This window comes from Kitasatospora sp. MBT66 (assembly GCF_000710405.2).
GTDB classification, from domain to species: domain Bacteria; phylum Actinomycetota; class Actinomycetes; order Streptomycetales; family Streptomycetaceae; genus Kitasatospora; species Kitasatospora purpeofusca.
Genome location: NZ_JAIY01000003.1, coordinates 812520 through 838987, shown reverse-complemented (window position 1 = coordinate 838987; position 26468 = coordinate 812520). Strand labels below are relative to the sequence as shown.

26 protein-coding genes are annotated in these 26468 nt (G+C 75.0%); 11 read left to right on the top strand and 15 right to left on the bottom strand.

Features of this window, described 5'->3' with window-relative positions:
- The coding region (gene efeU / locus BI06_RS05775; RefSeq protein WP_051740282.1) for an iron uptake transporter permease EfeU at positions 1-878 on the top strand (878 nt) is incomplete at its 5' end.
- A 359-nt stretch (positions 879-1237) separates the two neighbouring features.
- Here the strand turns inward: efeU and BI06_RS05770 are convergent.
- The 5 genes from BI06_RS05770 to BI06_RS05750 all read right to left on the bottom strand — a co-directional run bounded on the left by BI06_RS05770 (position 1238) and on the right by BI06_RS05750 (position 6069).
- Positions 1238-2416 carry a CopD family protein gene (locus BI06_RS05770; protein WP_051740281.1) on the bottom strand — a complete coding sequence of 393 codons (1179 nt, stop codon included), beginning with the start codon at positions 2414-2416 and terminating at the stop codon, positions 1238-1240.
- A gap of 160 nt (positions 2417-2576) precedes the next feature.
- A complete protein-coding gene (locus BI06_RS05765; RefSeq protein WP_043465526.1) occupies positions 2577-3092 on the bottom strand; it encodes a MarR family winged helix-turn-helix transcriptional regulator in 516 nt (171 codons plus the stop codon).
- A gap of 111 nt (positions 3093-3203) precedes the next feature.
- Positions 3204-4145, bottom strand: coding sequence for a M48 family metalloprotease (locus tag BI06_RS05760; protein ID WP_043465523.1), 942 nt, complete (start codon positions 4143-4145; stop codon positions 3204-3206).
- Entirely contained in the window at positions 4142-4561 is a 420-nt protein-coding gene (locus tag BI06_RS05755; RefSeq protein WP_037782566.1) for a BlaI/MecI/CopY family transcriptional regulator, read from the bottom strand. The genes BI06_RS05760 and BI06_RS05755 overlap by 4 nt, the downstream gene beginning before the upstream one ends.
- 263 nt (positions 4562-4824) lie before the next feature.
- Positions 4825-6069 carry a hypothetical protein gene (locus BI06_RS05750; protein WP_043465520.1) on the bottom strand — a complete coding sequence of 415 codons (1245 nt, stop codon included), beginning with the start codon at positions 6067-6069 and terminating at the stop codon, positions 4825-4827.
- A 324-nt stretch (positions 6070-6393) separates the two neighbouring features.
- On the opposite strand from BI06_RS05750, the gene BI06_RS05740 reads away from it, so the two are divergent.
- The 3 genes from BI06_RS05740 to BI06_RS50350 all read left to right on the top strand — a co-directional run bounded on the left by BI06_RS05740 (position 6394) and on the right by BI06_RS50350 (position 8353).
- On the top strand, positions 6394-7047 hold the full coding sequence (locus BI06_RS05740; RefSeq protein WP_043465518.1) for a GPP34 family phosphoprotein: 654 nt from the start codon (positions 6394-6396) through the stop codon (positions 7045-7047).
- 67 nt (positions 7048-7114) lie between these two features.
- Complete coding sequence (locus tag BI06_RS05735; protein ID WP_051740280.1) at positions 7115-7447, top strand: barstar family protein; 333 nt, start codon at positions 7115-7117, stop codon at positions 7445-7447.
- Positions 7448-7672: 225 nt separating this feature from the next.
- A complete protein-coding gene (locus BI06_RS50350) occupies positions 7673-8353 on the top strand; it encodes a hypothetical protein (protein ID WP_043465516.1) in 681 nt (226 codons plus the stop codon).
- Positions 8354-8382: 29 nt separating this feature from the next.
- On the opposite strand, the gene BI06_RS05725 is transcribed toward BI06_RS50350, so the two are convergent.
- Complete coding sequence (locus BI06_RS05725; RefSeq protein WP_030397990.1) at positions 8383-8796, bottom strand: cupin domain-containing protein; 414 nt, start codon at positions 8794-8796, stop codon at positions 8383-8385.
- Between the two features lie 253 nt (positions 8797-9049).
- On the opposite strand from BI06_RS05725, the gene BI06_RS05720 reads away from it, so the two are divergent.
- On the top strand, positions 9050-10027 hold the full coding sequence (locus BI06_RS05720; RefSeq protein WP_082558283.1) for a helix-turn-helix domain-containing protein: 978 nt from the start codon (positions 9050-9052) through the stop codon (positions 10025-10027).
- A gap of 89 nt (positions 10028-10116) precedes the next feature.
- On the opposite strand, the gene BI06_RS05715 is transcribed toward BI06_RS05720, so the two are convergent.
- Both BI06_RS05715 and BI06_RS05710 read right to left on the bottom strand, forming a co-directional pair.
- Positions 10117-10791 (bottom strand): DUF4360 domain-containing protein, encoded by a 675-nt coding sequence (locus BI06_RS05715; protein WP_030397988.1) that lies wholly within the window; start codon positions 10789-10791, stop codon positions 10117-10119.
- 246 nt (positions 10792-11037) lie between these two features.
- Entirely contained in the window at positions 11038-11511 is a 474-nt protein-coding gene (locus tag BI06_RS05710; protein ID WP_030397987.1) for a GreA/GreB family elongation factor, read from the bottom strand.
- A gap of 200 nt (positions 11512-11711) precedes the next feature.
- Between BI06_RS05710 and BI06_RS05705 the strand changes: the two genes are divergently transcribed.
- Together BI06_RS05705 and BI06_RS05700 are read left to right on the top strand one after the other, a co-directional pair.
- Positions 11712-12416: an RDD family protein gene (locus tag BI06_RS05705; protein ID WP_051740279.1), complete on the top strand. Its 705-nt coding sequence runs from the start codon at positions 11712-11714 to the stop codon at positions 12414-12416.
- A 306-nt stretch (positions 12417-12722) separates the two neighbouring features.
- The gene (locus BI06_RS05700) at positions 12723-14873 is read left to right on the top strand and encodes an AAA family ATPase (protein ID WP_107113271.1); all 2151 of its coding nucleotides are present in this window, start codon (positions 12723-12725) and stop codon (positions 14871-14873) included.
- Positions 14874-14950: 77 nt separating this feature from the next.
- On the opposite strand, the gene BI06_RS05695 is transcribed toward BI06_RS05700, so the two are convergent.
- The 4 genes from BI06_RS05695 to BI06_RS05680 form a co-directional block, all read right to left on the bottom strand.
- Positions 14951-16555: a multicopper oxidase family protein gene (locus tag BI06_RS05695; protein WP_043465512.1), complete on the bottom strand. Its 1605-nt coding sequence runs from the start codon at positions 16553-16555 to the stop codon at positions 14951-14953.
- Between the two features lie 112 nt (positions 16556-16667).
- Positions 16668-17129 carry a hypothetical protein gene (locus BI06_RS05690; protein WP_055731109.1) on the bottom strand — a complete coding sequence of 154 codons (462 nt, stop codon included), beginning with the start codon at positions 17127-17129 and terminating at the stop codon, positions 16668-16670.
- Between the two features lie 63 nt (positions 17130-17192).
- Positions 17193-17675 carry a DUF5990 family protein gene (locus BI06_RS05685; RefSeq protein WP_043465508.1) on the bottom strand — a complete coding sequence of 161 codons (483 nt, stop codon included), beginning with the start codon at positions 17673-17675 and terminating at the stop codon, positions 17193-17195.
- A gap of 67 nt (positions 17676-17742) precedes the next feature.
- Entirely contained in the window at positions 17743-18474 is a 732-nt protein-coding gene (locus BI06_RS05680) for a sulfite exporter TauE/SafE family protein (protein WP_255360189.1), read from the bottom strand.
- A gap of 143 nt (positions 18475-18617) precedes the next feature.
- On the opposite strand from BI06_RS05680, the gene BI06_RS05675 reads away from it, so the two are divergent.
- Positions 18618-18902 (top strand): hypothetical protein, encoded by a 285-nt coding sequence (locus BI06_RS05675; protein WP_043465506.1) that lies wholly within the window; start codon positions 18618-18620, stop codon positions 18900-18902.
- 142 nt (positions 18903-19044) lie between these two features.
- Positions 19045-19713 carry an NAD(P)H:quinone oxidoreductase gene (wrbA, locus tag BI06_RS05670; RefSeq protein WP_043465504.1) on the top strand — a complete coding sequence of 223 codons (669 nt, stop codon included), beginning with the start codon at positions 19045-19047 and terminating at the stop codon, positions 19711-19713.
- 67 nt (positions 19714-19780) lie between these two features.
- On the opposite strand, the gene BI06_RS05665 is transcribed toward wrbA, so the two are convergent.
- Positions 19781-20545 carry a TIGR04222 domain-containing membrane protein gene (locus BI06_RS05665; protein ID WP_157855455.1) on the bottom strand — a complete coding sequence of 255 codons (765 nt, stop codon included), beginning with the start codon at positions 20543-20545 and terminating at the stop codon, positions 19781-19783.
- Positions 20546-20722: 177 nt separating this feature from the next.
- On the opposite strand from BI06_RS05665, the gene BI06_RS05660 reads away from it, so the two are divergent.
- Positions 20723-21670, top strand: coding sequence for a molybdopterin-dependent oxidoreductase (locus BI06_RS05660; RefSeq protein WP_051740278.1), 948 nt, complete (start codon positions 20723-20725; stop codon positions 21668-21670).
- Positions 21671-21811: 141 nt separating this feature from the next.
- A complete protein-coding gene (locus BI06_RS05655) occupies positions 21812-22960 on the top strand; it encodes a GDSL-type esterase/lipase family protein (protein WP_030397975.1) in 1149 nt (382 codons plus the stop codon).
- A 50-nt stretch (positions 22961-23010) separates the two neighbouring features.
- On the opposite strand, the gene BI06_RS05650 is transcribed toward BI06_RS05655, so the two are convergent.
- Positions 23011-25353, bottom strand: coding sequence for a tetratricopeptide repeat protein (locus BI06_RS05650; protein WP_051740277.1), 2343 nt, complete (start codon positions 25351-25353; stop codon positions 23011-23013).
- Between the two features lie 120 nt (positions 25354-25473).
- The coding region (locus BI06_RS05645; protein WP_199523234.1) for a Dyp-type peroxidase at positions 25474-26468 on the bottom strand (995 nt) is incomplete at its 5' end.

Below are 26468 nucleotides of genomic sequence, written 5' to 3'. Positions count from 1 at the left end.
TGTTCGCCAACTATCTGATCGGCCTGCGCGAAGGACTCGAAGCCAGCCTGGTCGTCTGCATCCTCATCGCCTACCTGGTCAAGACCGGCCGCCGGGAGAAGCTCCCGCCGGTGTGGACCGGCGTCGGCGCCGCCGTGCTGCTGTCGATGGCCTTCGGCGCGGTCCTGCAGTTCGGCTCCTCCCAGCTGTCCTTCGAGGCCCAGGAAGCCCTCGGCGGCTCGCTGTCGATCATCTCGGTCGGCCTGGTCACCTGGATGGTCTTCTGGATGCGCCGCACCGCGCGCCACCTCAAGAGCGAACTCCAGGGCAAGCTCGACGCCGCCCTCGCCATGGGCACCGGCGCCCTGGTCGCCACCGCCTTCCTCGCCGTGGGCCGCGAGGGCCTGGAGACCGCCCTGTTCATCTGGACCGCCGTCCAGGCCACCGAGGACGGCTACAACCCGATCATCGGCGCCGCCCTCGGCCTGCTCACCGCCGCCTTCCTCGGCTGGCTCTTCTACCGCGGCGCGCTGAAGATCAACCTGGCGAAGTTCTTCACCTGGACCGGCGCCATGCTCGTCGTCGTCGCCGCCGGCGTCCTCGCCTACGGCGTCCACGACCTCCAGGAGGCCGGCTGGCTGCCCGGCCTGCACAACCTCGCCTTCGACATCTCCAGCACCATCCCCAAGGACAGCTGGTACGGCACCCTCCTCAAGGGCGTCTTCAACTTCCAGCCCGACCCCAGCGTCCTCCAGATCGTCGTCTGGCTCGCCTACCTCGCACCGACCCTGGCGTTCTTCTTCGGCGTCCTCGGCGGCGGCCCCGCCAAGCCCACCGCGCCCAGGCCCACCGGGGCCTCCGGCACCACCGGCACCACCGAGGCCCGTCCCACCGCCTGACACCACCGGCCCGCGCCACCCGGCGCACCCACGACACCACGCAACGCCCCGCCCGGAACCCCCCGGACGGGGCGTCCGCGTTCCCCGACCCCGACGGGAAAGGATCGGCGGACGAGCTTTCACGAGCCGGCACGGGCGCGAACGGGCACGGCTGGCACCGGGGTTCGCCGAGGCCGGCCCGGGCCCCCTCGGCCCGGTGGAAGGACGCCCCGGCGACCCGGGCGGCTTCCCCACTGCGACCCACCGACCCTTGCGGCGCAACCCTGCACCGCCACCCGAAAGCACGAAACCCCCGGCCCGGCCACCTCCGTGAGGTGTCCGGGCCGGGGGCGTCGGTCCCGCCGAACGCGGTCGGACCGTCAGACCGCCGCGGCCGGGAGCGGACGGCGGGCGAGGAGGTCGGAGACCTTGGCCGTCGCGTACAGGGAGACCGCGAGGGCGACCACCAGCGCGGCACCGGCGGCGAGGATGCTGCCGGAGAAGACCGCCTTGGGGCTGCCGGCCTCGGTGCGGGCCGAGCCGGCGATGAAGGGCAGTACCAACAGGACGGCGAGGCCCAGCGCGACCTCGCCCCACACGACCTTGGGGAAGTGCCCGAGGGTCAGGTCGCGCAGCGTGGCGGTGTCGTCGGCGAGGCGGGCCCGGGTGATCCGGGGCATCAGCCAGAACTGGTTGAAGGCGCCGGCGGTCACCAGCCCGGCCACGAGCAGCACCTTGACCAGCAGCGCGATGCCGTATCCGGTGGTCCACAGCTGCGGGACGCTGCCGACGTGCTTCCAGCTCAGCCACAGGCCGGAGACGGTGATCGCACCGACGCAGACCATCGCGACGAGGCCGAAGCGCTGCCACAGCTGGGCCCAGAGCAGCCCGGCGCCGTCGCCGAGGCTGCGGCGGGTACCGGCCAGGGCGACCAGCAGTGCCAGTCCGCCGAGCCAGACCGTGCCGGAGACGATGTGGACCTGGTCGAGGACGAGGTCGAGCCAGCGGTCGAAGGTGGTCGGCGCGATCGAGGGGACGGCGGCGACCAGGGTGACGGCGAGCGCCGCCGGCAGCGCGGCGAGCACGACGCGGTCGGTGTGCCGGCGGACGGCCGGGACGAACAGGGCGATCATCACGGCCGCGGCAGCGAGGAGGGCGATGTTCTGCACGAGGTAGACGGTGCCCTGGGCGATCCAGGCGCCCTTGGCGGCGGGGGCGCGGAGGAAGTGCCAGATCCGGTCGGGGGCCAGGGCGTCGCCGAAGGGCATCCCCTTGCCGGAGCGGGCGACGCGGGCGGCGAGCTGGAAGTAGCCGGCGATCAGCAGCACCACGCCCGCCCAGGCGACGTAGGCCGCCGATCTGGATCTCAGCACCGCGGCGTCGGGGCCGGCTCCGTTGCGCTCGGCGTTCCCGAGCGCGGGGCGCACCGCGGCGGCGTAGCCGACGGTGGCGCCGATGGCACCGCTCAGGCCGATGAAGTAACCGGCCTTGGTGAGGATCCGCCAGGTCTGGGGCATGGTGTATCCGGCCGTGTCCGCGGCCAGCATCAGGCTGTTCATGAGGGAAGGCTAACCTTAGAAAGGTAAGCCTTCCCTCACTTTTTACGGTCCGATTGTTCTACTGGAATCAACCCGTTATGCCCCGGGGAGGCCCCTGGAACCGGTCGGACGCGAACCGGCCATCATGGCCTTGACCAGGGCATTCGAATGCCCGGACCGCTCAGGCGGACCGGGTGCCGGCCGCCGGCGTCCGGCTTCCGTCACCCGCAGCCTCGCCCAGCCCGCCGGCCCCGCGGGCGGCGGCGGCGCACACGCGTCGGAGCAGCGAGTTGAGCTCGACGCGCTGGCCCCTCGTCAGCGCGGCCAGCAGGCCGTCCTGCGCGGCGGAGGCGTCGGAGTGGAGCAGGTCCAGCGTGGCCCGGCCCGGGTCGGTGATCGCCAGCAGTTCCTGGCGCCCCCCGATGTGGACCACCATCGACTGCAGCAGGCCGCGGGAGAGCAGGTCGTCGAGTGCCCGGTGCGTATCCGCCCCGGGCATCGCGAGCCGTTCCACGAGGTCCCGTCGGCCGTGCGGCCCCAGGGTGGCCAGTGTCGACAGCAGCGCCTGGTGGGCCGGGGTCAGCCCGCGGTGCTCCAGCCGTTCGGCGAGCAGGCGGTCGACGGCGCGGCCGGCCTCCGCGAGGAGGTAGACGGTCTGCTCGAACGGACTCGAGGATCCCTTCCGTCCGTCGTACAAACCGTGTCCCCATCGTCGAGAGCGTGCGACGTCCCGCGACCGGGACGGTAAGCCGAGGCTCACCATATCCGCGCGTCCGAGGATTGGTCTACATCGATGTCGTCACACCGGTCACCGACCGGTGAGCGCCTCCGCCGCGTACTCGACGTACTCGTGCAGGCCGTACGCCAGCCCCACTGCCAGCGCGGCCGAGGCCACCACCGCGGCGACGAGCCCGGCGGCGGCGAACCGCGAACCCCGTCCCTCCGGTCCGGCGGGCACCGGCGCCAGCAGGGCCTGGACCCGCCGTGGCACCGGCCCGCTGTTCACCGCGAGGGGCCGGGCAGCGCGCCCCCCGGGTCCGGCCGCACCGGCCAGGGCGGCACGGGCGATCGCGGTCGCGGCCAGCCTCCGGTCGGACACCGAGCGGGCGGCCGCCTCGTCGGCCCACCGCTCCAGATGGAACTCCAGGCCGGTCCGCAGCCGCGCGAGGGCAGGATGGACGGCGGCGGCGAGGTCGGCGGCCGCCGAGAACAGATGGTGGCGCCCACGGAGGTGGGCCCGCTCGTGCGCGAGCAGCACCGCGCACTCCGACTCCCCCAGGGATTCGAGCATGCCCTCCGTCACGACCACCCGGCCGGCCCGCCCCCGGTGGCGCGGCAGGGCGAACGCCTCCGCCTCCGCTCCCGGCACGATGAGCACATCGCCCTCCGCCGTCGCCCCCTCGGTCAGCCGCCACGCCCGCGACAGCACGGCGCGGTGGCGGCGCGCGGCCCGGACCAGCCGCACGGCCTGCACGACGAGCACGGCCCCGGCGACGCCCGCGACCGGCAGCACCGCCGGCCAGTGCGTGGTCACCCCGGTGAGCGGCAGTTGTTCGAGGCCGGCCAGGAACGGCACATGGAGGAGGGCGACCAGCACCGCGACGGTGCCGCCCGCCAGCAGGACCGCCGCGCCCGCGAGGGCCAGGGCGGCCTCGCGCGGCGCGAGCAGCCGCGCGAGCCGGGACGCCGCGGGCACCGCACCCCAGGGAAGCAGGACGGCCAGGGCGACGACCACCAGGACCGCCGTCATCCCTCCTCCGCCCCCGTCGGGTCCTCCGCACCGGGGAGTGGTTCGCTCCCGGCCGCGATCAGGAGGCTCCGCAGCACGTCCTCGTCGTCCGCGGACAGCGAGGACACGAACCGCTTCAGGACGAGATCCCGCTGCGGTTCCTTCTCCAGTTCCCGGCGCATCCGGCCCGCGGCCAGACCGGCGGCGTCCGCCACCGGCGCGTAGGCGAAGGAACGCCCCGGGCGGGTCCGGTCGAGCGTCCCCTTCTCGTGCAGGCGGGCGAGGATCGTCGCCACCGTCGTCCGGGCGAGGTCCTGCCGCAGCGCGCCCTTGACCTCCTGGGCGGTCATCGGCTCCGCCGACGCCCACAGCACCGCCAGGACGTCCGCGACCAGCTCCCCGTGCGGACGCCTCGCCTCCTGCCTGCCCCTCACCATCTTGCTCCCTGTTCCCGCCCGGTCCCGATGCACTCGACCGGCACACCCCGCACCGACAGGACCGGCGGCCGGGGCCGCCCGGAGCGGCGCGGTGAAGAAACAGCGCGGCCGACGTGGGTGAGGTGTGCCTCGGTCGACTCTACGCGGACCGTCGGCACCCCCCGCAAGGCAGTCGGCCAGGGCGTCGCCCCGCAGGCGCGGTTCGAGAACGCCTCGGAGGCAGGGGTTCGAGGAAACGCCCCGGAGGCGCGGGCCGGGCCGGTTCAGGTGCGGGCCGCGCCGGGGCGGTGCCCCTCGCAGAACCACCCCCCGGGGTACAGCCGGGCGCGGTGGCCGCAGGCCGGACCATGGCCGGCCGAGCAGACCCCGCGCCGGACCGGGGCGATCTCCGGGCGCAGGATCCGCGCGGGGGCCGCCGCCGGCTCCGGGACCCAGATCGCCTCGCCGCTGTCGCGGGCCGGCAGCGCCGCGAACCTCCGGTGCCGCCGCTCGGCCCACTCCGTCCGGTCCCTCCGGTCGACGACGCAGCGGCTGTCCCGGCGGGAGTGGGGGCGCGGACCGGACGCGGCGGAGCGGTGCGGTGCCGCCGCCCGGTCGGCGGCACCGGCGGCACCGGCGGCGCTCGCGTCCGCCTCGTCGGCGGGCGCGAGCGTGCCACCGCTGTCGAGAAAGGCCTCGCGGTCCTCGGCCGAGGACCAGAAGCGGTGCACGCCCCGGCCCGCCCGCACGGTCAGCGGGACGCAGCTCCCGGCGGCGATGTCGCGGACGAGGTCGTCGAACTGCCGGGGCCGGGGCCCCCACCGCGCGTGACGGCGCCCGCAACTGCCCAGGCGGCGCGTGGGGCACGGCGTCGGCATGCGGTCGCAGAGTTCCAGGGTGAGGGCCCGCACGCCGCCCCGGACCAGCAGGTCGCGCTCCGCGCGCACGGCCGCCGCGGGCAGGTCGTCCGTCCTGGTCCAGTGGACCTCGTCGATCAACGGCGACCGCGGGTCCACCGTGTGCCAGACCGCCGTGATGCCGTCGGCCCGGGCGGCGGCATCACGGCCGCGGGCGGTCTCGGCGGGAAGGTACGACAACTGTGGTTCGAACCCGTACCGTTGTCCGCCCGCGCCGGTGACGAGCACATCGGTGCGCCGCCTGCCGTCCGCGTCGACCACCCCCACCTCGGCGGTGTGACCGGCGCTCTCGGCCGCCCGCACGTACCGCTCCCGGTAGGCCTCGCGCACTTCGCTCCCGCCGGACGGGCTGCGGTGCGGATTGTGGTGCGCGGCGATCCGCAGTCCCTGCCGCTCGAAGACGTACATCCAGGCCCGGGCACCGCGGGCATCCCGGCAGTCCGGGCAGTGGAGTCCGCGCTGGTCGACCGGCCTGCGGTCGCCGACCAGCCGCTCCCACAGACCGGGGTGGGCGGGGTGCCCGAGGTCTTCGCGGTCCAGATCGAGGGTGGCATTGACGAGAGCACAGAAGACTGGGTTGCGTTTGGAGGTTTCGCTGTCGAAATCATCCATGGCATCTCTTTCTCTGCCTTCGGCTACCGGGGTAGGCTCGGGTGAAAGGGTCCGCTGCTGCCATTCCAACGCGCGAACGCCCTTGGGACTCCCGGATTCCGATACCTCGTCGACAGTTGTCCTGATGCACACGGGTATTCGGCGGGTATTCGGCCGCCCGTTCCCGGGAACGCGGTAATTCCCCGCACTTGCCCGATATTCACCGCGCCGGAATCGGCCACCCGCAGCCGGCGTCCGAGCGGTTTCGGGTAGTCCTGTCGACGGAGGGCGGCTCCGACCGTGGGGTGACGGATCGCGGCGGCCAGCGCCCGTATCGTCGGAGGCATGAGCCGAGCCCTGCATCTCTCCGGCTATCTGCTGGCCTTCGACACCCGGGCACAGTCCTTGCAGGACCGCACCCGGGCCGGTTTCCTGGTCCGTGCCGCCGCCCTCGCCGAACTCGCCCACCGGGGCGCCGTCGACGAGGACGGGTCCGGGCACGTCCGGGTCGTCGCCGCCGACCCCACCGGGGACGGTGTGCTCGACGCCCTGCTCGCCGAGGCGGGCGGCGCGTCACGCAGTTGGAAGGCCTGGATCCGGCGCGACCGCGAGGACACCCTGGAGGCCGTCGAGCAGCGGCTCGCGGTGCTCGGCGTGGTGACCGTCGCGGACCGCGACCCCCACGGCCGGGTCGTGCCGCATCGGCCGGTGGCGATGGACGACCCGCGCGAGGCCCTGGACCTCCAGCTGCGGGTGGCGGAGCTGGTCCGCGGCAGCACCCCGCCCGCCGAGGCGCCGTTCCCGGACGCGGTGCTCGCCGCCCTGGCCGCCCACGGGCACCTGCGCCTGGTGCTCTCCCGCCACGACCGGAAGGCGCACGCCGATCGCGTCGACGCCCTCACCGACCGCCTCGCCACCACCGCGCCCGGCCTGGCCCGCGCGGTGTCCGGGCTGAACCTGACCATGATCGCCGCCCAGGGCGGCATGGGCGGCGGCTGACCGAACCACTGACCCGCCGAACCGCTGCCCCGCCGTACCGCTGCCCGCCCCGGCCCCGGACCGGCGGGTGGTGATCGACGTCGGCGCCGTCCGCGACGACCGGGAGCTGCACGCGACCTTGCAGCGGGAGCTCGGGTTCCCCTCGTTCCGCGTCAGGAACGGGAACGCCTTCCACGATGCCGTCACCGGCCCGGTCGTCCTCCCCGCCGAGATCCGGTTCACCGGCCGGCCCGCCCTGGAGCGCCGTGCCCCGCACTCGGCGGCCGCGCTGCGCGAGCAGCCGGCGCGGTACCGGGATGCCTTCGGACGCTGCGTCGTCCACTACCAGGACATGCCCGGCGCACCCCACGGACCGGGCGGGGGTCTGCCCGGCGGGCGCGGACCCGCCGGAGGCCACTGAAACCCGGTCCGCAGGTCCGCGTCAATGTTCTCGGGGCGGTCCGGCACCCGACAGCCTCCACCCGGCAGAAGAAAACCGCAGGTCAAGGGGGTAATACGGACTGCCGTCGCCGGGCTGCGGGTGGCGTGGCGTGCGTCTCATCACAGGCGCGACCAAGTTCGTTTCCGTCTCAATGTGGTGGGATGTGCGCACACAAGGTGATGACCGTTGGACAGGGGGTGTTCCATGCGGAACGGACTGTTCGGGCTCGGGCCCGACGCGGGGGCTGCGGATCTGGTGGCCGTGGGTCTGGTCCGGCTGGCCGTGGAGGAGCGGCTGGGGCTCGTGGAGGGCGCGCCGCCGTGGCTGGGGCAGATGCGGGCCGCCTCGTTCGCGGACGCCTGGCTGGCGTTCGCCGACCCGGCCGCTCCGGGCCTGCGGGTGCCGGCCGAGACGGTGCTGCGGGCGGTGGTGCTGCGGGCCGCCGAGCTGGTGCTCCGGCGCGAGGACGGGGACGGTCCGGCGGCGCTGGAGCGGCTGGGGCGGGAGTCGGCCGGGGCCCGGGAGTGGGCGGAGCTCACCGAGGTGTCGCACCCGGCCGAGCCGGACGCGCTCGTCCTGGTCTGGTACGGGGTGAAGACGGCGATGGCCGGTGCCGATCCGGTCGCGGCGGCCGAGCGGGAGACGCTCGGCGCCTGCATCCTCGAACGCGCCCGGGCCTATGTCCGCGAGCACCGCCGGCGCCAGGACATGCTCGCGCTGGTCCTGGCCTGCGCCCGCTCGGCGGCCGCGACGCTGGCCGAGCTCAGCGACGGCGACCGGGACCGGGCGCTGGCCGTGCTCGACGAGCACGCCGCCCGGCACATGGTGCCCACCGCCCCGGTGCCGCTCTGGGTCCCGGGCCGGCCGGGCCAGCTCGCGGGCTGAGCGGGGCGCCACGGACGGACCCGCCGGGCTCAGGCGCTGGTGCCGCGGGCGAAGGCGTACTGCTCCTCGGTGACCGGCTCCAGCCAGGTCGTCTCGGGGCTGCCGTCCTCGGTTCCCTCCCAGGTGGCCAGGTGTTCCATCGAGCCGTCCGGCGCCGCGCCGTGCCAGTGCTCCTCCCCCGGCGGGCAGACCACCAGCTCGCCCGGGCGGGCCGCGAAGACCGCGCCGTCACGGGTGCCGATCAGGGCGGTCCCGGAGACCACGTGCAGGCTCTGGCCCAGCGCGTGGGAGTGCCAGTGGGTGCGGGCCCCGGGTGCGAAGCGGACCAGGTTGGCGCGTTTCCGCGACGGCGCCCCGTCGGGGTGGACCGTGTCCCACCACACCTCGCCGGTGAACCAGTCGGCCGGGGCCCGGCCGGTGGCCGAGGGCTGGGCGAACTCCATGATCATGTGCTCCAGGGGGCGTGCCGAGGGAAATCCGCCGTTCGCGCCGCCGCCGTCCACACCCGCCGCCGGTCGCGGCACGACGCTCGCACGCCGCACGGCCGCCGAAAAGGGGACACTTCCGTCACGCGCGGATTCCACCGGGGGAGAAAACTCTCCCTCCCAGCGGACTTGCCGCAGCAGCCGGTGCGCGGGCACGCTTCTGGCTGCCGATCCCGCCCCCACCACCGGCCGCCGCTGCCACACTGGGGGCATGAGCACCTCAGGCGGCCGCCCGAAGGAACTCGGCGCGTTCCTCCGCACCCGCCGGGCCGAGCTGACCCCCCAGCAGGTCGGGCTGCCGTCCGACGGCACGCCGAGGCGCGTCGCGGGGCTGCGCCGCGCGGAGGTCGCGCGGCTGGCCTCGATCAGCACCGACTACTACACCCGCATCGAGCAGGGCCGGATGCCCGCCTCCACCCCCGTGCTGGAGGCCCTCGCCCGGGCCCTGCGCCTCTCCCCCGACCAGCGGTCCTATCTGCTCGGCCTGGCCGGACGGCCGCCGGCCGAACCCCCGGCCCGCGCCACGGCGGAGGTCACCGAGCACAACCGCCGGCTGCTCGCCCAGCTCGCCACCGGACCGGCCGTCGTCGTCACCCGCACCATGGACGTGCTCGCCTGGAACCCGCCGGCCGCCGCGCTGCTCACCGACTTCGGCCGCCACCCCGTCCGGGACCGCAACTACGTCTGGCTGCTCTTCAACGACCCCGTACTGCGGTCCCGTTACCGCGACTGGGCGGACGGCGCCCGCGCCTGCGTGGCCCATCTGCGGATGCACACGGCCCGCCGGCCGGACGACCCGCGCCTGCACCGACTGCTCGCGCGGATGGCCGACCACGTCGACTTCCAGCGCTGGTGGCAGGCCCGCGAGGTCGCCGTCCACGCCTCCGGGAACAAGCGGTTCCGGCACCCGCTGGTCGGTGACCTCACCCTGGACTGGGACACCCTGACCAGTGCCACGGCGCCGGACCAGCACATCGTGGTGTGGACCGCCGAGCCCGGCAGTGCCTCCGAACACCGGTTGCACGCGCTCACCGCGCGCAGCGTCGCCGCCGCTCCCCCGGGCCCGGCCGCCGAACCGGTCACCGGCCCGCCCGAGGAGCCGAGCACCGAACCTGCCACCGGGCCGAGCACAGACCCGAGCACCGAACCGGTCACCGGCACGCGCCGCGGCGCACCCGAACCGGCCTGAGGCGCGCCGCCGGCCCGGCCGGGGCAGCGGGACGGCCGCCGCCCCGGCCGGAGTGCCCGGCCGGGGCGGCGGCGACTGCCGGGTCAGGGTCAGCCCTGCGGGCAGCGCTTCCACGCGAAGTGGTAGACCGTGTTGATGCTGCCGTCGGTGGAGTCCATCGTCATGAAGCTGGTGGTTTTGGTCGGGTCCGAGCTGCCGGCGGCCACCCGGAGCTCGGTGTTGATGTTGAAGTTGCGCAGTTCGCCGCACGGCGCCCAGACCAGGGCCTCGACCGCGACGGTGTCGGTCGCCTGCCAGCTGTCGTCGAGCGCACCGGTGAAGCTGTGGCTGGAGTAGGTGGTCTGCGGCGAGCCCTGGAAGTAGTAGTTGGCGCGCTGGACGGCGGTCGCGCCCTTCTCCAGGTGGGCGAAGCCCCGGTAGTCGGCGGCGGCGACGGCGTATGTGAAGCCCTGCGGGACATGCACGTTCAGGTTGAGCTGACAGTTCTTGCGGAAGTCCGTCGGCTTGGAGCCGAGGCCGACCTGGGCCACGTAGTTGCTGTAGGTGACGGTGAAGGCGGTGTTGTCCGGGGACACGGCGACCGCGGCCGTCCCGGCCGGGCAGCCGGAGCCGTTCACGGTGGCGACGGAGATGACGATCTTGTCCGGCGGCGGGGTGTCCCACCCGGTGGCGAAGGCGGTGCCCGCGGTGCCGACCGTGCCGACGAGGGCTGTGCCGAGCAGTGCCGCGGCGGCGGTGCCGGCGGCCAGGGTGCGAAGGGACATGGGCGCTTCCTCCCTCTCGCCCGTCGGCTGCGGGCCGCGCACCCCCTCGTGCGGGACCACCGACGAGCTTGACGCGTCCATGTCAGCACGTGCTCCCGGCCCCGTACAGCGGCGCGGCAGGGCGCACACCAGGGCGCCCTGGCGGACGTCCCCCGCCCGGCGCGCGCGGCACGCCCCGGGGCGCACGCCGCCCGCACGCCCACCGGGCCGGCCGTGCGACCGGCTGTGCTCGGCGAGGAGCCGTCGTCACGCTCCGGCGTCGCCGCCGATCGACAGCACCTCGGCAGTCGTCCGACCGCCCGGAGCGTCGTACTCGACGGTGTCGCCGACCCGGCGGCCGAGCAGGACCTGCCCGAGCGGACTGTCGTCGGTCACCAGCTCCGGGTCCAGCTCCTCCGCCAGTTCGCCGATCCGGACGGTCAACTCGGCGGCGTCCGCGAAGCGCAGGGTCACCGTGCTGCCGACACCGACCGTGTCGGTGCTCGGCGCGCCCGCGACCGCCGCCTCGCGCAGTCGGCCCTCGATCACGGTGATCCGGTCGTCCAACCGGTCGAGAATGTCGGCCCGTTGCAGTTCGTCGGCCTGGTCGGCCCGGTCGCCGACCTCCTCGCCGCCCCGCAGTGTGGCGGCGACGGCGTCGCGCTCCGTGCGCAAGTCGGCCAGGTCCCGCTCCAGCACGGCACGGCCGGCGTCGCTGATGGGTTCGGGTGCACCGGTCATTCCGGCCTCCCTGGTCGAGCCGTCCGATCGGACGGCGCAGGCTGATTCCGGCAATCCGAACATAACAGGACTCCTCGGTGCCCGGCTCGGCGACAAGCTCGCCCCTGATCGGTAACGACTTGCCCGTCCGTCTTCCCGCGCCCGTCGGATGATCGGTAGAACAGCCGTACCACCACTTCCGAGGCAGGGAACCAGCCAGGATGAGCACCAACGGCCCCACCGGGTACGGCCAGAACGAGAACCCGTACGACGGGTCCAATCCCTACGGACAGCAGAACCCCTACGGACAGCAGCCCCCGGCCGGCCAGCAGCCGCCCTACGGCCAGCAGGCACCGTACGACCAGCAGGCGTACAAGCAGGAGGCCCCGTACGGGCAGCCCGGGCAGCACGGCTACGGCGTTCCCCCGCAGCAGCCCTACGGCCAGCAGCCGCAGGCCGGTCTGCCGCACTGGCTCGGCCAGCACGGCGGGTACGGCGGCGCCCCGGTGCCCGGGTCCCGTCAGCTCGCGCCGATCGGGGAGCGGCTGGTCGCCCGGCTGATCGACGTCGCCGTGCTCATCATCCCGACCCTGCTGGTCTTCGTCGTGCTCGGCGCCTCGATCCTCTACTACGTCGTCGCGGCCCTGCTCTCGTTCGGCTACGAGGCCGCGATGCTGCTCACCCAGGGCGGCCAGACCGTCGGCAAGAAGGTCATGAAGCTGCGGGTCGTGGACCTCGGGCACGGCGGGAAGCCCGCCGAGAACTCGCTGCTGATCCGCGCGGCCGTGTACACCCTGCCCAACGCGGTCTACTGCATCGGCTCCCTCTTCGCGCTCGTCAACGTCCTGTTCCCGCTGTGGGACAAGCCGCTCCAGCAGGCCCTGCACGACAAGGCGGCGAAGACCGTGGTGGTCAAGGAGTCCTGAGCCGCGGCCTCCCGCGAACGCCCCCGACCGGACGTCGGGACGGGCGCCAGTGCCGGTCCTCGGCCCGTCGCCCGCCCGATGTCCGGCCGGGGTTCTGTCTACGGTGCCGGTGCAGGTGCGGGCGCCCGCACCGGTGCCCGTACCGGCACCCGGCGGCAGGCCCGGGGAGCCCGGGCAGAGGTGACGCGGCGTCGGACCGGCGGGCCCGCCGGCGGCCCGTGGACACAATTCGGGCCGGAACGTCAACATTTACATTCCTCGCGCGTCCTCGCATAGTGACAGGCCGAACCCGAGAGGAGCGCTGCCTTGCCGCAGGTCGAGGACAACGTGGTACACCAGGTTGAGCTGGAGCGGGCGGAGGTGGCCGCCGTCGTCGCGCTGTTCGACGAGCGGCTCGCCGACACCCGGGCCCGGCTCGTCGGGACACTCGCCGAACAGGCGAACGGCACCACCGAGGCGTACGAGAGGGACCTGGCCGCCGAACAGCTCGCCCGGGAGGTGCGACGCCTCGAAGGAGCCGAGGGCGGCCTGGTGTTCGGCCGGATCGACCTGACGGACGGCACCGCGCTGCGGATCGGCCGGCTGAGCCTCCAGCGCGACGAGGACGAGCTGCCCGCCCTGGTCGACTGGCGGGCCGACGCCGCCCGCGCGTTCTACGAGGCGACACCCGTGCACCCGATGGGCCTGCGCCGGCGCCGTCACCTGCGGCTGACGGAGCGCACCGTGGTCGGGGTGAGCGACGAGCTGCTCGACGGCTCCGAGCCCACCGCGGAGGACGTGGTCGGCGACGGCCCGCTCGCGGCCGCGCTCCAGGCCCGCCGCACCGGCCGGATGGGCACCGCGGTGGCCACCCTCCAGACCGAGCAGGACGCGATCGTCCGCTCCCAGCACCGCGGCGTCACCGTGGTCCAGGGCGGTCCCGGCACCGGGAAGACGGTGGTCGCGCTGCACCGCGCCGCCTATGTGCTCTACGCCTTCCCGAAGGCCGCCGAGCGGGGCGTGCTGGTGCTGGGGCCCAACGCCCGCTTCCTGGACTACATTTCGCATGTGCTGCCCTCGCTCGGCGAGAGCGAGGCCGTTCTCGCGACCTGCGCCGAACTGGCCGCACCGGGCTGGGGGAACGGGACGGACGCGGCGAACGGGCCCGACCGGGAGGGCGCGCCGGGCGGGGCCGGGCCCGGCATCACCGCCGAACGGCCGGAGGCGGCCAGGCTCAAGGGCGACGGCGCGCTCGTCGGGGCGCTCGCGGCCACGGTGCGCGAACGGCAGGCGCCCGGCGGGGAGTTCGCCGTGCGGGTCGGACAGGACGACGTCCGTCTGGGCGAGGCGGAGGTCGCCCTGACTCGTGACGCCGCACTGATGGGCGGTCTCCCGCACCACCGGGCCCGCGGGCTGTTCAAGGAGATGCTGGTCGACGCGGTGACCAGGGAGCTGGCCCGCGAGTCCGCCGAGACAATGGAGCGGATCGACGCCGAGGTGGCCGAGCTGACCGGCCTCGACCTCGACCGGGCCACGGCGGCGGACCTGCGCAACCTGGGCATCGAGGCCGATCCGGCCGCCGGCGGGGCGGAGTTCGACCCGGACGCGATGCGGGCCGCCCTGCTCGACGACGACCTGGTGGAGCGCACGGTCGAGGAGCTGTGGCCGCACCTCACGCCCGGCGCGTTGGTGGACGCCCTGCTCGGGGACCTCGGGACGCTGGCCGCGCGCCTGCCGGGGTTCACCGACGAGGAGCACCGGATCCTGCTGCGGACCCCGGGCGCGCCGTGGACCGACGCGGACCTGCCGCTGCTGGACGAGGCGGCCGCGCTGCTGGACGGCCCGCCGGCGCGGACCTTCGGCCATGTGGTGGTGGACGAGGCGCAGGAGCTCACCGCGCTCCAGTGGCGGACGGTCCTGCGCCGGTGCCCGGCCCGGTCGATGACCCTGGTCGGTGACTTCGCCCAGGCCGGTCCGGCCACCACCGCGAGCGGCTGGCACGAGGCGCTGGACCCGCACCTCGGGGGCCGCTTCGAGCTGCGCACCCTGACCGTCAGCTACCGGACCACCGAGGAGATCCTCGCCACCACCCGCGAGCTGCTGGCCCGGATCGCGCCGGACCAGGCCCCGATCGGCTCGATCCGGCACGGCGAGGAGCCCCGCAGCCGCGACGCCTCGCCCGCCGGGCTGCTGGACACCCTGCTCGCCGAACTGCGCGAGCAGTCGGCCGCCCACCCCGGCGAACTCATCGGCGTGGTCTGCCCGGACGGCTCGGTGGACGCGCTGACGGCAGCGGGCGCGGATGCGTACGCCCGGCTGGTCCCGGCCTCCGAGGCGCGCGGTCTGGAGTTCGACACGGCCGTCGTGCTCGATCCCGACGCGATCGCCTCGGCCCGCCCCGGCGGCGACCGTGACCTGTATGTCGCGCTCACCCGGGCCACCAAGCGCCTGTGCACGATCGTGGTGCGCGAGGACTGACCCGGACGGGGCCCGGACCCGGGGGCGGCGGGCGGATCGCCCGCCACCCCCGGGGGTTCGGGGTCCCCCGTCCCCGGTCAGGCGCGGTAGGCGAGCAGCCCCATCATCCCGGCCTCGCCGTGGTAGGCGTTGTGGCAGTGCGTCATCCACTGGCCCGGGTTGTCCGCCTCGAACTCGCAGATCACCGTCCGCCCGGGCAGCACGATCACGGTGTCCTTGCGCGGGCCGTCGTCGCCCACCTGGAAGGTGTGGCCGTGCAGGTGCATGGGGTGCCACATGTCGGTGCGGTTCACGAACTCCAGCCGCACCCGCTCGCCACCGCCGACGAGGAACGGGCGCGCGGACGGGTCGGCCATGTCGAAGGGGCGCCCGTTCAGCGCCCAGTCGTACTCGGCCATCCCGCCCGTCAGTTCGATCCGATGGGTGCGGTCGGGCGTCCGCTTCGGCAGTCCGGCCTCCTCCGCCGCCCGCAGATCGGTGGCGGCGAGGATCCGGCCGTCGAGCTCGGCGGGGCGGAACGCGGCGGCCGGCGCCTCGCCCGCGCCGGTGCGGACCAGGGCCCGACCGGCGGCGTCCTTCCCCTCGGCGAGCGCGGTCAGCGGGAAGACGCCGTCCTGGAGGGTGACCAGCACGTCGTAGCGCTCGCCCATCCCGACCAGCAGGGCGTCCACCTCCTCGTGGCGGACCGGGTAGCCGTCGGTGTGGGTCACGGTCAGCCGGTGGCCGCCGAGCGCGAGGCGGTAGGCGGTGTCGGCGCCCGCGTTGACGATCCGCAGCCGCACCCGCCGGCCCGGCGCCGACCGGTACACCTCGGGGTCGTCGGCGATCCGGCCGTTCACCAGGTGGTGCGGGTACCGGACGTCCCCGGCGTCGCCGCCGAGCAGCGCGCTGGTGGCGCCCATGATCATGAACGGCCCGGCGCCGCCGCCGTTGCTGTTGCTGCCGTTGCTGTTGCCCTTGCCGCTGCCGCTGCCGCTGCCGCTGCCCGGCATGCTGTGACCGCCCATGTCGTGGCCGCCCATGTCGTGGCTGCCGGAGCCACCGCCGCCCATCCCCTTGCGGAGCTCGGCGAAGGCCTGGTCGGGCGAGCCGGTGACACCGTCCAGCCAGTCGTCCAGCACGACCACCCACTCCTCGTCGTACCCGAGCGGCTCCTTCGGGTCCTCGACGATCAGCGGCGCGTACAGGCCCCGGTCGAGCTGGACCCCGACGTGCGGATGGAACCAGTAGGTGCCCGGCCGGTCGGTGACGAAGCGGTAGGTGAAGCTGCCGCCCGGCGCGACCGGCCGCATGGTGACCGGGGGCACGCCGTCCATGTCGTTGCGCAGCGCCAGGCCGTGCCAGTGGAGGGAGGTCGGGTCGGGCAGGTGGTTGTTGAGCGTGGCGACCAGGGTGTCCCCGGCCGTGGTGCGAACCGGGGTGCCCGGCAGGGCGCCGAAGGTCCAGGTCCGGGCGGTGGTCCCGCCGCCCAGGTCGACGGTGTCGGCCGTCGCGGTGATGGTCACGGGACGCTCGCGGCCGGTGCCGCCCCGGGCGGCCTCCGCCCGGGCGACGGGGCTGCCGGAGGGGTCGACGAGCGGCGGCGACGAGGGACTGTCCGAACAGGCGGCCAGCAGCCCGGCGCCGGCGGCGCCGAGGCCCGCGAGCAGGACGGAACGACGGTTGACGGTGAACTGGGGCATCGAGGTCTCTCGGGTGTGTGCGCGTGGTGGCACGGTGGTCGCCCGTGCCGGTGGACGGGTCCGCTCGGCGGCGGGGGGGCGGGAGTTCCGCCTCCCGGCCGCCGGGGGGCGCCTATCTGCGCGCGACGGAGAGTACGTCGAGGTCGGGGGGTGGTGCGCCCGGCCAGGGCAGGCCGGGGTGGGCGACCGCCGGTCGCGGCGCCGGATCGGGGTGTCCGGGTACGGCGAGCGCGGCCGCGGGAGGGGCGGCGAGGGCCGCACCGCGCGCGGGCACGGTCGAGGAGCAGACCCGGTGCTCGGCGCAGACCCGGACGGGGTCGGTCACGACGGGCGCCGTGGTGGCCCCTGCAGAGGTGGCGTGTGCCGCCGCGCCGTGGGCCATGACGGCAGGGGCGTGCGAGGTCGGCATCGTGCCCGCCGGCAAGGCGTGGTGGCCGATCAGTCCGAGGGCCGTCAGCAGGAGCACCACGACGGCCGCCCCCGTCCACCGTCGGTGGTTCCGGTACGGACGCCCGGCCGCCCCGGTACGGGCGGTGGGCCCGTGGGGGGAGGCTTCGGCGTCCGGGCGGCACATGGCGGTCACCATACCCCACCCCGGTATATGAACCCTGTAAGACCCCCGCCCCCGCCGCGACGGTCAGACCCGCCCTTCGCCCACCTCGGTCGCGCTCTCCGCCGACCAGGCCACCATGGGCGGACGGACCGCCGCACACAACGGCAGCCCCTTGACATCCGTCAGCCCGAGCCGCCCGACCAACCGTCCGGCAGCCGCCGCCTCGGCCAGGACCCGCCCGTCCACCCCGTCGAACATCAGCTTCGCCCGCCGGAACATGGTGAACCCCCCGTCCGCTTCGACGGTCCCCCACACCAGATAGACGAAGCGCTGCCCGGGCCGCCCCTGGACATAGGGCCCCTTGACGTCGATCCCCTCCCCCAGCGGACTCGCCGTGCACTCCAGCGTCCACACGGCCGAAGCCGCATCACCGGGATGGAGGTCCAACAACTCCCCGGGCCGCTCACGCCGTTGGACGGCCACATGCACGTCGAGAAGATCGGGAGCGCCCGGCCCACCGGGGCAGGAGCGGCCGGGAAGATCGACAGCTTCGATTCGGATCTGCACAGCCCCAGTCTCCCCGCCGGGGCCGCCCCACCGCACCCCCGCCGCACCGTCCGCCGGGGCCGCGCAGTCAGAGTTCCCAGAGGCCCTTGGCGAGGGTGACCAGGCCGCCGGCCAGGGCGAGGGTCAGGACCACTAGGCGGGCGGGGCGTTCGGTCACGCGGTCGGAGAGTGAGCGGCCGACGACGGCGCCCAGGGCGATGCCGGCTGCGGTCGTGGACCAGGCGGGGGCGGCCAGGTGCGGGACTCCCTTGGCGGCGATCGAGAAGATGTTGACGACCACTCCGTAGAGTTGTGCGTTGGGGACGAACTCGCGGGCGGTCCAGCCTGTGTTGACCGCGTAGAGCGACACGGCCGGGCCGCCGACGCCGGCGGCGGAGTTCATGAAGCCGCTCGCCGCGCCCGCCGCCACCGCGCCCCGGAGGCCGCGCAGGGAGGAGGCCCGGATCCCGCGGATCACCAGCAGGGCGGCCGCGGTGACCAGCAGTCCGATGCCGATCAGCAGGGCGGGCGGCGGTACCCGGTCGGCGACCCGGGCTCCGATCGGGACGGTGCAGGCGGCCGCGGCCATCAAGGGCAGCATCCGGCCGAGCCGGACCTGCCGCCAGCTGCCGGCCAGGCCGATGGCGCTGATGACGCAGGCCGCGCAGTTGGACAGTGTCACGCCGTCGCCCGGGCCCAGCAGCAGGACCAGTGCCGGTCCGCAGACGAGCGCGAAGCCCATGCCCGCCAGTCGCTGCACGGACGACCCGACCAGCACCAGCAGTCCCAGCAGCACCGCGGCACCCCAGCCGTCAGCCACGTCTCCCCCTTCGCCCGTGTGCAGCCACCCAACCGTATGCCCGGCCGACGCCGTGCACCGGGTTCGGTGTTGGACCCCCACGAACTACTACAGATCTGTAGAGTTGTGGCCGACGACCCGCGCCGCAGCCAGCAGGGGGAGACATGGCAGACCGTCCGCACCAGGACACCCGCACCGGCCCCACCACCGGCCCGGCCGACGGAGCCGGGTGGCAGCCGCCGGAGCACGAGGTCGAGCCGGCGTACCAGCCCGTGCAGATCAACCGGGCGGACGGCAGTTGGGCGGTGGGCCGGATCAACGGCTGGTGGCGGCCGTCGGCCGGCGAGCGGGCCTGGTGCCGGGTTCGGGCGCTGGGGCGGGGCGAGGCCCCGACCTGGGTGCCGTTCGATCCCGAGCGCCTGCTGCTGCTCCCGGCCTGCGGCACCTGAACCGGTAACCGGCACCCGGTAATCGGTCGGTAATCGGTGGGTAATCGGCCGGAACCGCTCCCCGGTCCCACCCCGGTGATCTTGCTGTGCGCCTAGCATGATCCGCACAACCGATCACCAAGTGACAGGCGAGGACAGGGACATGACCGTAAAGGTCGCAGTCATCCACTACAGCGCCACCGGTACCGTGCACGCGCTCGCGCAGGCGGTCGTCGAAGGAGCGGCCTCGACCGGGGCCGAGGTCCGGCTGCGGCGGGTCGCCGAACTGGCGCCCGACAAGGCGATAGACAGCAACCCGCGCTGGCGGCAGCACGCCGACGCCACCGCGTCGCTGGAAGAGGCCACCCTGGACGACCTGGCGTGGGCCGACGCCTACGCGTTCGGCACGCCCTCGCGCTTCGGCGCGCCGGCGGCGCAGCTCAAGCAGTTCATCGACCAGGCCAGCGGGCTCTGGCAGGAGGGGCTGCTGGCGGACAAGCCGGTGACGGTCTTCACCGCCGCGTACAACCGGCACGGCGGCACCGAGGCCACCATCCTGTCGCTGTCCAACGTCTTCTACCACTGGGGCGCACTGATCGTCCCGCCCGGCTACACCGACCCGGTCGTGTTCGCGGCCGGCGGCAATCCGTACGGCACCGCCTCGACCGGCGACGCCGAGGACGGCCCCGAGCCCTCCATCCTGGCCGCGGCCCGCTACCAGGGCGAGCGCCTGGCCCGCACCACGCTCCGCCTCCAGGCGGGCACCCGGGCCCTCGCCACCCCCGACGCCGTCGACGACGCCGAGAGCGGAATCAGCGCCCACAGCGGCTGACCGGCCGCCGGAGGACTCCGGGGCGAACGGGGCCGCCGCCGGCGGGCGGCGGCCCCCGCAGGGACTGTCAGGACGCTCCCGGCCGCGGCGGGCGGGGGCGGGGGCCGTGGAACGCGGTGGTGAGGTGGTGGCGCCCGAGGGCGGGGATGCCGGTGGCGGCGACGGCGGCCCAGGTGGTGCGGCCGGCCGGGGCGAGGGCGTCCGGGGAGAGCCGCCAGCCGGGCGGGAGCGGCGCGCCGGTGCGGAGGGCGGCGAGCAGGGGCTCGACCCGGGCGGCCGGGCGCCAGTAGGGGCCCAGCGGGTCGGGGGGCGTGGCGAAGCGGCTCAGGACGAAGGCCACCAGCAGCGGTACCAGCGCGGCGAGCAGGAAGGCCGGGCCGGGGCCCGCGCCGGCGGCCGCGGCGACCCGGACGGTGCCGACCGCGAGAAGGATCAGCAGCGGGACGGCCAACCAGGTCGGCAGCAGCAGTGGACGGCGCCGGGCGGGGCCGGTGCTGCCGCCGACGATCAGGCCCCGGTCGCGCAGGCCCTCCTCCAGCCGGCAGGCCGGCACGCTGGTGCCGAAGGCCGAGCGCGGGGCGCCGAGCCACCCGGTGCCGGACGGGCCCAGCGCGGCGAGCAGCACGGCCTCCACCTCGTCGCGGGGCCGGGGGCGGACCACCCGGACCGTGCCGTGCCGGTCGATCTCCACCCTGGCGTCCAGGAGCATCCGGGCCAGCGCCGTCTCCGCGACCCGCCAGGCCCCGCCGGCCAGCAGGGCGAGTTCGTGGAGCGTCAGTTCCTCGGGCTCCCCCGCCCGTCGGCCCGCCGTCCCGCCTCCCGGTCCGCGCACGGCCACCACCCCCGCCCCGTCCGTCCGCCGGCGCAGCTGTCGGCGCCGAACGCCCGAAAGAGTATCCGGGTCCGGTTCCGCATCGGCGGGCGGCCGCAGGGGTACACGGACCGTTCGGGGGTGGAGCCTTCCGCCCTTCCGGTCCTCCCGGGCCGCCCGACGACGTACGGAGCCCGCGTGCAGGCAGCGCCCATCGATCCGAGCATCCCCGACGCGTTCCTCACCCCCGTCGGGCAGGTCTTCCGCCGCAGCCACCTCGGGCCGCCGCCCGAACTCGACGCCGACGTCTGGACACTGAGCGTCGAGGGCCTGGTGGACCGGCCGCTGCGGCTGGACCTCCCGGCCCTGCGCCGGCTGCCCCGCACCGACCTCACCGCCTTCCACGAGTGCTTCGGCAACCCCGCTCACCCCGACGTGCCGACCCGTGCGGTCGCCAACCTGTCCTGGTCCGGGGTGCCGCTGTCCGCCGTACTGGACCTGGCGGGCGTGCGCCCGCAGGCCCGCCACCTCTGGCTGGAGGGTGCCGACCGGGGCGCGTTCGCGGGCGAGCGGGGCCTGACCTACCTCAAGGACCTGCCGCTGGACCTGGCCCGCGCGGAGGTGCTGCTCGCCGACACCGTGAACGGCGCGCCGCTGCCGAGGGAGCACGGGTTCCCGGTGCGCGCGGTGGTGCCCCGGTTCTTCGGCACCAACTCGGTGAAGTGGCTGACCCGCTTGGTGCTGGCCGACCACCGGCCCGAGCACCTCTTCACCACCCGGCTCTACACCCGGGTCCCGCCGGGCGGCGGCGCGCCTCGGCCGGTGCGGGAGGTCGAGGTGAACAGCAGGCTGGTCGGGGCGAGCGACGGGGACGCCGTCCCGGCCGGGCCGTTCCAGGTGACCGGCCGGGCCTGGGGCTTCGACCCGGTGGTCGCGGTGGAGGTCGCCGTCGACGACGGCGGCTGGCGGCCCGCCCGGCTGGAGTCGCGCGGCCCGCAACCCGTCTGGCAGCGGTTCACCCTGCCCTGCGCGCTCGCCCCGGGCCGGCACCTGATCCGCTGCCGGGCCACCGACGCCCGGGGCCGCGTCCAGCCGCCCGGCGGCGCGCGGAACGCCGTGCACGGGATAGCGGTGCTGGCCCGCTGAATCCCCGGGCCCGGAGGTGCCGCCGACCCACCGGTCGCCACACCTGCGGCCGCGGTACGTAGGGTCGGGGAGGGACCCGACGGTTCCGGTCGAGCACCTGCCCGGCCGGACGGGCAGAACCGAGGAGCGGTGACAGTGGCGATGCGGGACTATCCGCTGGTGGACGGGCCGGTCGAGATCCGGGGCGCGCTGGACCTGGAGACGACACCTGCGGGAGTGATGCCGCGCCGGCTGCCCGCGTGGACCAAGGAGCAGTACCAGGATCCATCGGTCTTCGGCGGCACCGCGATGCCTTCGGGGGTGCGGTTGGTGTTCCGTACCGACGCGCGGGTGCTCGAGTTCGTGGTGCTCACCTCCACGGGGCAGCTCGACGGTGACCCGGAGCCCCGGCCGACCGGGATGCTCGACCTGAGGGTGGACGGCGCCCTGGTCGGGCGGCAGCGGGCGCCCCTGGGCCATGTGGTGCGGATGGCGGGCCCCGGCGCCGCACAGCGAGTGATCCCGGGCGAACCGGCAACGGCACGTTTCGACGCGCTGCCGGCCGGGATGAAGAACGTCGAGCTGTGGCTGCCGCAGCAGACTCCCACCGAACTGGTGTCGCTCCGCGCCGACGGCGAGGTCCTGGCGCCCCTGCCCGACGGCCGGCCCCGGTGGGTGCACCACGGCAGCTCCATCAGCCACTGCATCGAAGCCGACGGCCCCACCGGCACCTGGCCGGTGGTCGCGGCGTCGCTCGGCGGCGCGGAGGTGACCAACCTCAGCCAGCCCGGCAATGACATGCTGGACCCCTACGTCGCCCGGACGATCCGCGACCTGCCCGCCGACCTGATCAGCCTCGAGACGGGCATCAACATCGTGGCCCGGGCCGCTTTCCGGCTGCGCACCTTCGGCCCGGCGGTGCACGGTTTCCTGGACACCATCCGCGACGGGCACCCGGACACTCCGCTGCTGGTGGTCTCACCGGTGAGTTGCCCGGCCCTCGACGGGTGTCCCGGTCCGACCGGGACGGGACGGGACGGGAGGATCACCGCGCTGGGGGACCCGGCCGATGTGGCCCTCGGGGCGCTGTCGCTCCAGGTGGTCCGCGACGAGCTGGCGAGGATCGTGGCCGCCCGGCGGGCCCGCGACCCCCACCTGCACTACCTCGACGGACGCGAACTGCTCGGCCCCACCGAGGTGGACGACCTGCCTGACGGGCTGCACCCGTCCGCGGCCGCGTACCGCCGGATGGGAGAACGGTTCGCCGAGCACGCCTTCGCCGACGGGGGCCCGTTCCGCAGCCGACCGTGAAGGCGGGCGACCGTGAAGGCGGGCGACCGTGGACGCGGGCGACCGACCGGCTAGCGTCCTTCGAGCATCCGCAGGACGCCGTCGAGGCTCTGGCGGGTGATCTGCGTATCGGGGTGGTCGGGTCCCAGTCGCTCGGTCTCGACGGCGAGGACCGCCTCCAGCTCCTCGCGGGCCTGCGCCGACTCGCCCTGGTCGCGCAGGACCAGGGCGAGGCTGTACCGGGTGAGGAGGGTACTGGGGTGTGTGTCGCCCAGCCGCTCCCGCTCGCCGGCGAGGACCGCCTCGAACTCCGTTCGGGCCTGCGCCAACTCCCCTTGGTCGCGCAGGACCAGGGCGAGGCCGTAGCGGGTGACCAGCAGATGCGGGTGGTCGCCCGCGAACTGGTCCCGCCAGCCCGCCATGACGGCTTCGAACTCGGCCCGTGCCATGGCCAGTTCACCTTGCGCGTGCAGGGTCCGTGCGAGTTCGTGGCGGGTGACGAGACTGCTGGGGTGGGTTTCACCGACCCGCTCCCGCTCGATGGCGAGCGCCGCCTCCAACTCCGCGCGGGCGGACTCCAGCTCCCCCTGGTCGAGCAGTACGGTGGCCAGCTCGTGCCGGGTGGTGACGGTGCTCGGATCGGTGTCCCCCAGCTCGCGCCGCCGGACGGCCAGCACGGCCTCGAACTCCGCCCGGGCCGCCTCCAGTTCCCCCTGGTCCCGGAGCAGGGAGGCCAGCTCGTGCCGGGTACTGAGGGTCGCGAGGTACGTGTCGCCGCCCAGCGTCCGCCTGGCCTCGAGAACCGCCTCGAACTCCGCCCGGGCAAGCGCCAGTTCCCCGAGCTCGCGCAGAGCCAGGGCGAGGTTGTGCCGGGTGACGAAGGTATCGGGATGGGTGGGTCCGACGTGTTCGCTCTCGGCGGCGCGCACGGTTTCGAGCACCGCCCGGGCCTGGACGTAGAGACCGTCGACCAGCAGCTGACGACCGGCCACGTTCATGGCCACCATGAGCTCCAGGAAGGCGCGTTCGTCGAGGCCTGCGAGGTCTGCCCGCTCGAAAGCGTCGAGGATGTGCGGGGCGAGCGACCGCCGGACGGCCGCGACCTCGGGGTCCATCTCGTCCTCGGACTCGTCGGCGCGCGCCGCCGCGGTCACGATCCCGGTGGCGACCGCCACCGTGCCGGGCGTCCGTGAGGCGTCCCGGACGAGGGGGTGCATCCGCAGCAGCGCGGGGGTGCCGGGCGCGGGTTCGAGCAGCTCGACCAGGCCCAGCGCCGCGAGGGCCGTGAGGTGCTGCCAGATCGCCGGGCCGTCCAGGGCGGCGAGCGGGCCGGCCTCGGCGAGGCGGTCGGGGGTGAGGAGGTGGGTGTAGGGGAGGTCGGCGTCGGCGAAGGCTGCGAGGAGTTCGAGCAGGGCGCGGGCGTGGCCGTGGCCGCGCTGTTCGAGCAGGGCGACGGACATCGCCCAGGTCCGGGCGAGGACGTGGCCGGGGTCCAGCCGGTCCAGGCCGTCCTCCCAGGCCCGCCGGTAGCCGGTGTAGGTGGTCGGGGTGGCGGGGGCCCGGAACGGCGGCGGGGTCCGGTTCGCCTGGTCGAGGTAGGTGCCGGCCAGGTACAGGGCGAGCGGGAGGCCGCCCAGGCGGGCCGCGAGCTCGTGCGCCTCGGCGGGGGTGCCGGCGCTCGCGGGGGCGTGGTCGCGCAGGATCCGGGCGGCGGCGTCGAGCCGGCCGCCGGTCAGCGGCCGCAGCAGGTGGAGTCGGGCGACCTGGCCCCAGGTGGTCCGGGTGCTGTCGCGGGTGGTGACCAGGACGGCGCCGGGGCCGGTGGCGGGCCGGATCCAGCCGGTGCCGGCGCTCAGCGAGCCGGGGCCGTCGAGAAGGGCGGGGTCGTCGGCGTTGTCGACGACCAGCAGCCACGGCGTGTCCTGGCGGGCCAGCCCGGACCAGAGGAGGTCGGCGGTGTCACCGCGATCCAGTTCCTCCTGCGTCGCCCCGGCCTGGCGGGCGACGGCGCGCAGGGCCGCCTCCAGGGCGGGGCCGTTGCGCGCCTCGACCCACCACACCCGGCAGCCGGCGGCGCTCCGGCGGGCGGCGATCTCCAGGGCGATGGCGGTCTTGCCACAGCCGCCCATGCCGCACAGGGCCAGCAGTCGGCCCTCGGGGCCCGGGTCGGCGACGAGTTCGGCCTCCAGGCGTTCCAGGGTCTCCTCGCGGCCGCGCAGTGGGCGGCCGGGGTCGCGCAGCCCCAGGGGCGGGGTGACGGTCACCGGCAGGGCGCTCGGCGCGGCCGGGTCGGACATCCGCAGGGTGATGTCGGCCCGGCCGGCCTGGACGACGTTGCCGTGCACGGTGCCGCCGGTCAGCCGGTTGTCCACCCGGGCGACCGCGCCGCCCGCCTGTTCCTGCTCGCCGCTCACTCACAACTCCCAACCCCGACAAGCGCGTTCGTCGGCCTACATCCTGGCGCACCCGCGGCCCGCCGACCCGGGAACGGCGAGATCCCCGCCGCGGCCCCCGGCGAAACCCATGAAGGACCGTCAGGCGAGCAGCTGGGCGCCGAGGACGGTTCCCGGCGGGGCGCCGGGGAGGACGTAGGCGACGGCGGAGGCGGTGTGGGTGAGGAAGGGGTTGAGGGCGTCGCGCTCGGCCAAGCGGCTCTGGACGCGGGTGAACTGGGCGGTGTCGCGCACGAAGGCGGCGAAGAGCAGCCCCCGGTCGTCCGGGGCGTCGTCGTAGCCGTAGCCGCGCCGGAGCATCCGGGCGCCGCCGTCGAGGCGGGGGCCGGTGAGCCGGACGTGGGCGGTGGCCGGGATGACGTAGGCGCCGTCCGGGTGCTTGGCGTAGAGGTCGGGCTCGTCGTGCTCGGCGCTCCCGGTCAGTGGGGCGCCGTCGGCGGCGCGGCGGCCCATCGCGGCCTCCTGCCGCTCCGCGGGGAGGGCGGCGAAGGCGGCGGTGTCCATCCGGATCCGCCGGTAGACCAGGAGGGTGGCGTTCTCGTGCGGGCCGGGCGGGCCCCAGACCCACTGGCGGGCGGCGTCCTCGTCCGGGTTGGCGGTGCCGTCCTTGAAGCCGAACAGGTTGCGCGGGGTGGCGCCCGGCCGGGTCGGGGGCAGGAAGCCGGACTGCGACCAGCGGGGCACGGCGCCGGCGGAGTGGGCAGCCGCACCGGCGAGTTCGGTGAGGACGGCGAGGGTCCAGGGGTCGGCGGCGGAGAGCTGGAGCAGCAGGTCGCCGCCGCCGCGCGCCGGGTCGAGGCGGTCACCGGGGAAGGCGGGCGGCTCGGCCAGTCCGCCGGGGACGGGGAGGGCCAGCCGGGCGGCGAGGGCCGGGCCGAGGCCGACCAGTGAGGCGGTGCGGGGCGGGCCGTCGTCGCCGCGCAGTCGCGGGTCCGGGGGCGGGCCGACTGCCGTGGCGGAGAGGAGGCGGGTCCAGTCGGCGAGCAGGGTGCGCAGGGCGTTGCGGTCGGCGGCCGGGGAGTTCGTCGGGAGGTCGAAGGCGAGCAGCCTGGTCGCGGGGAGTTGAGGGCCCGTCA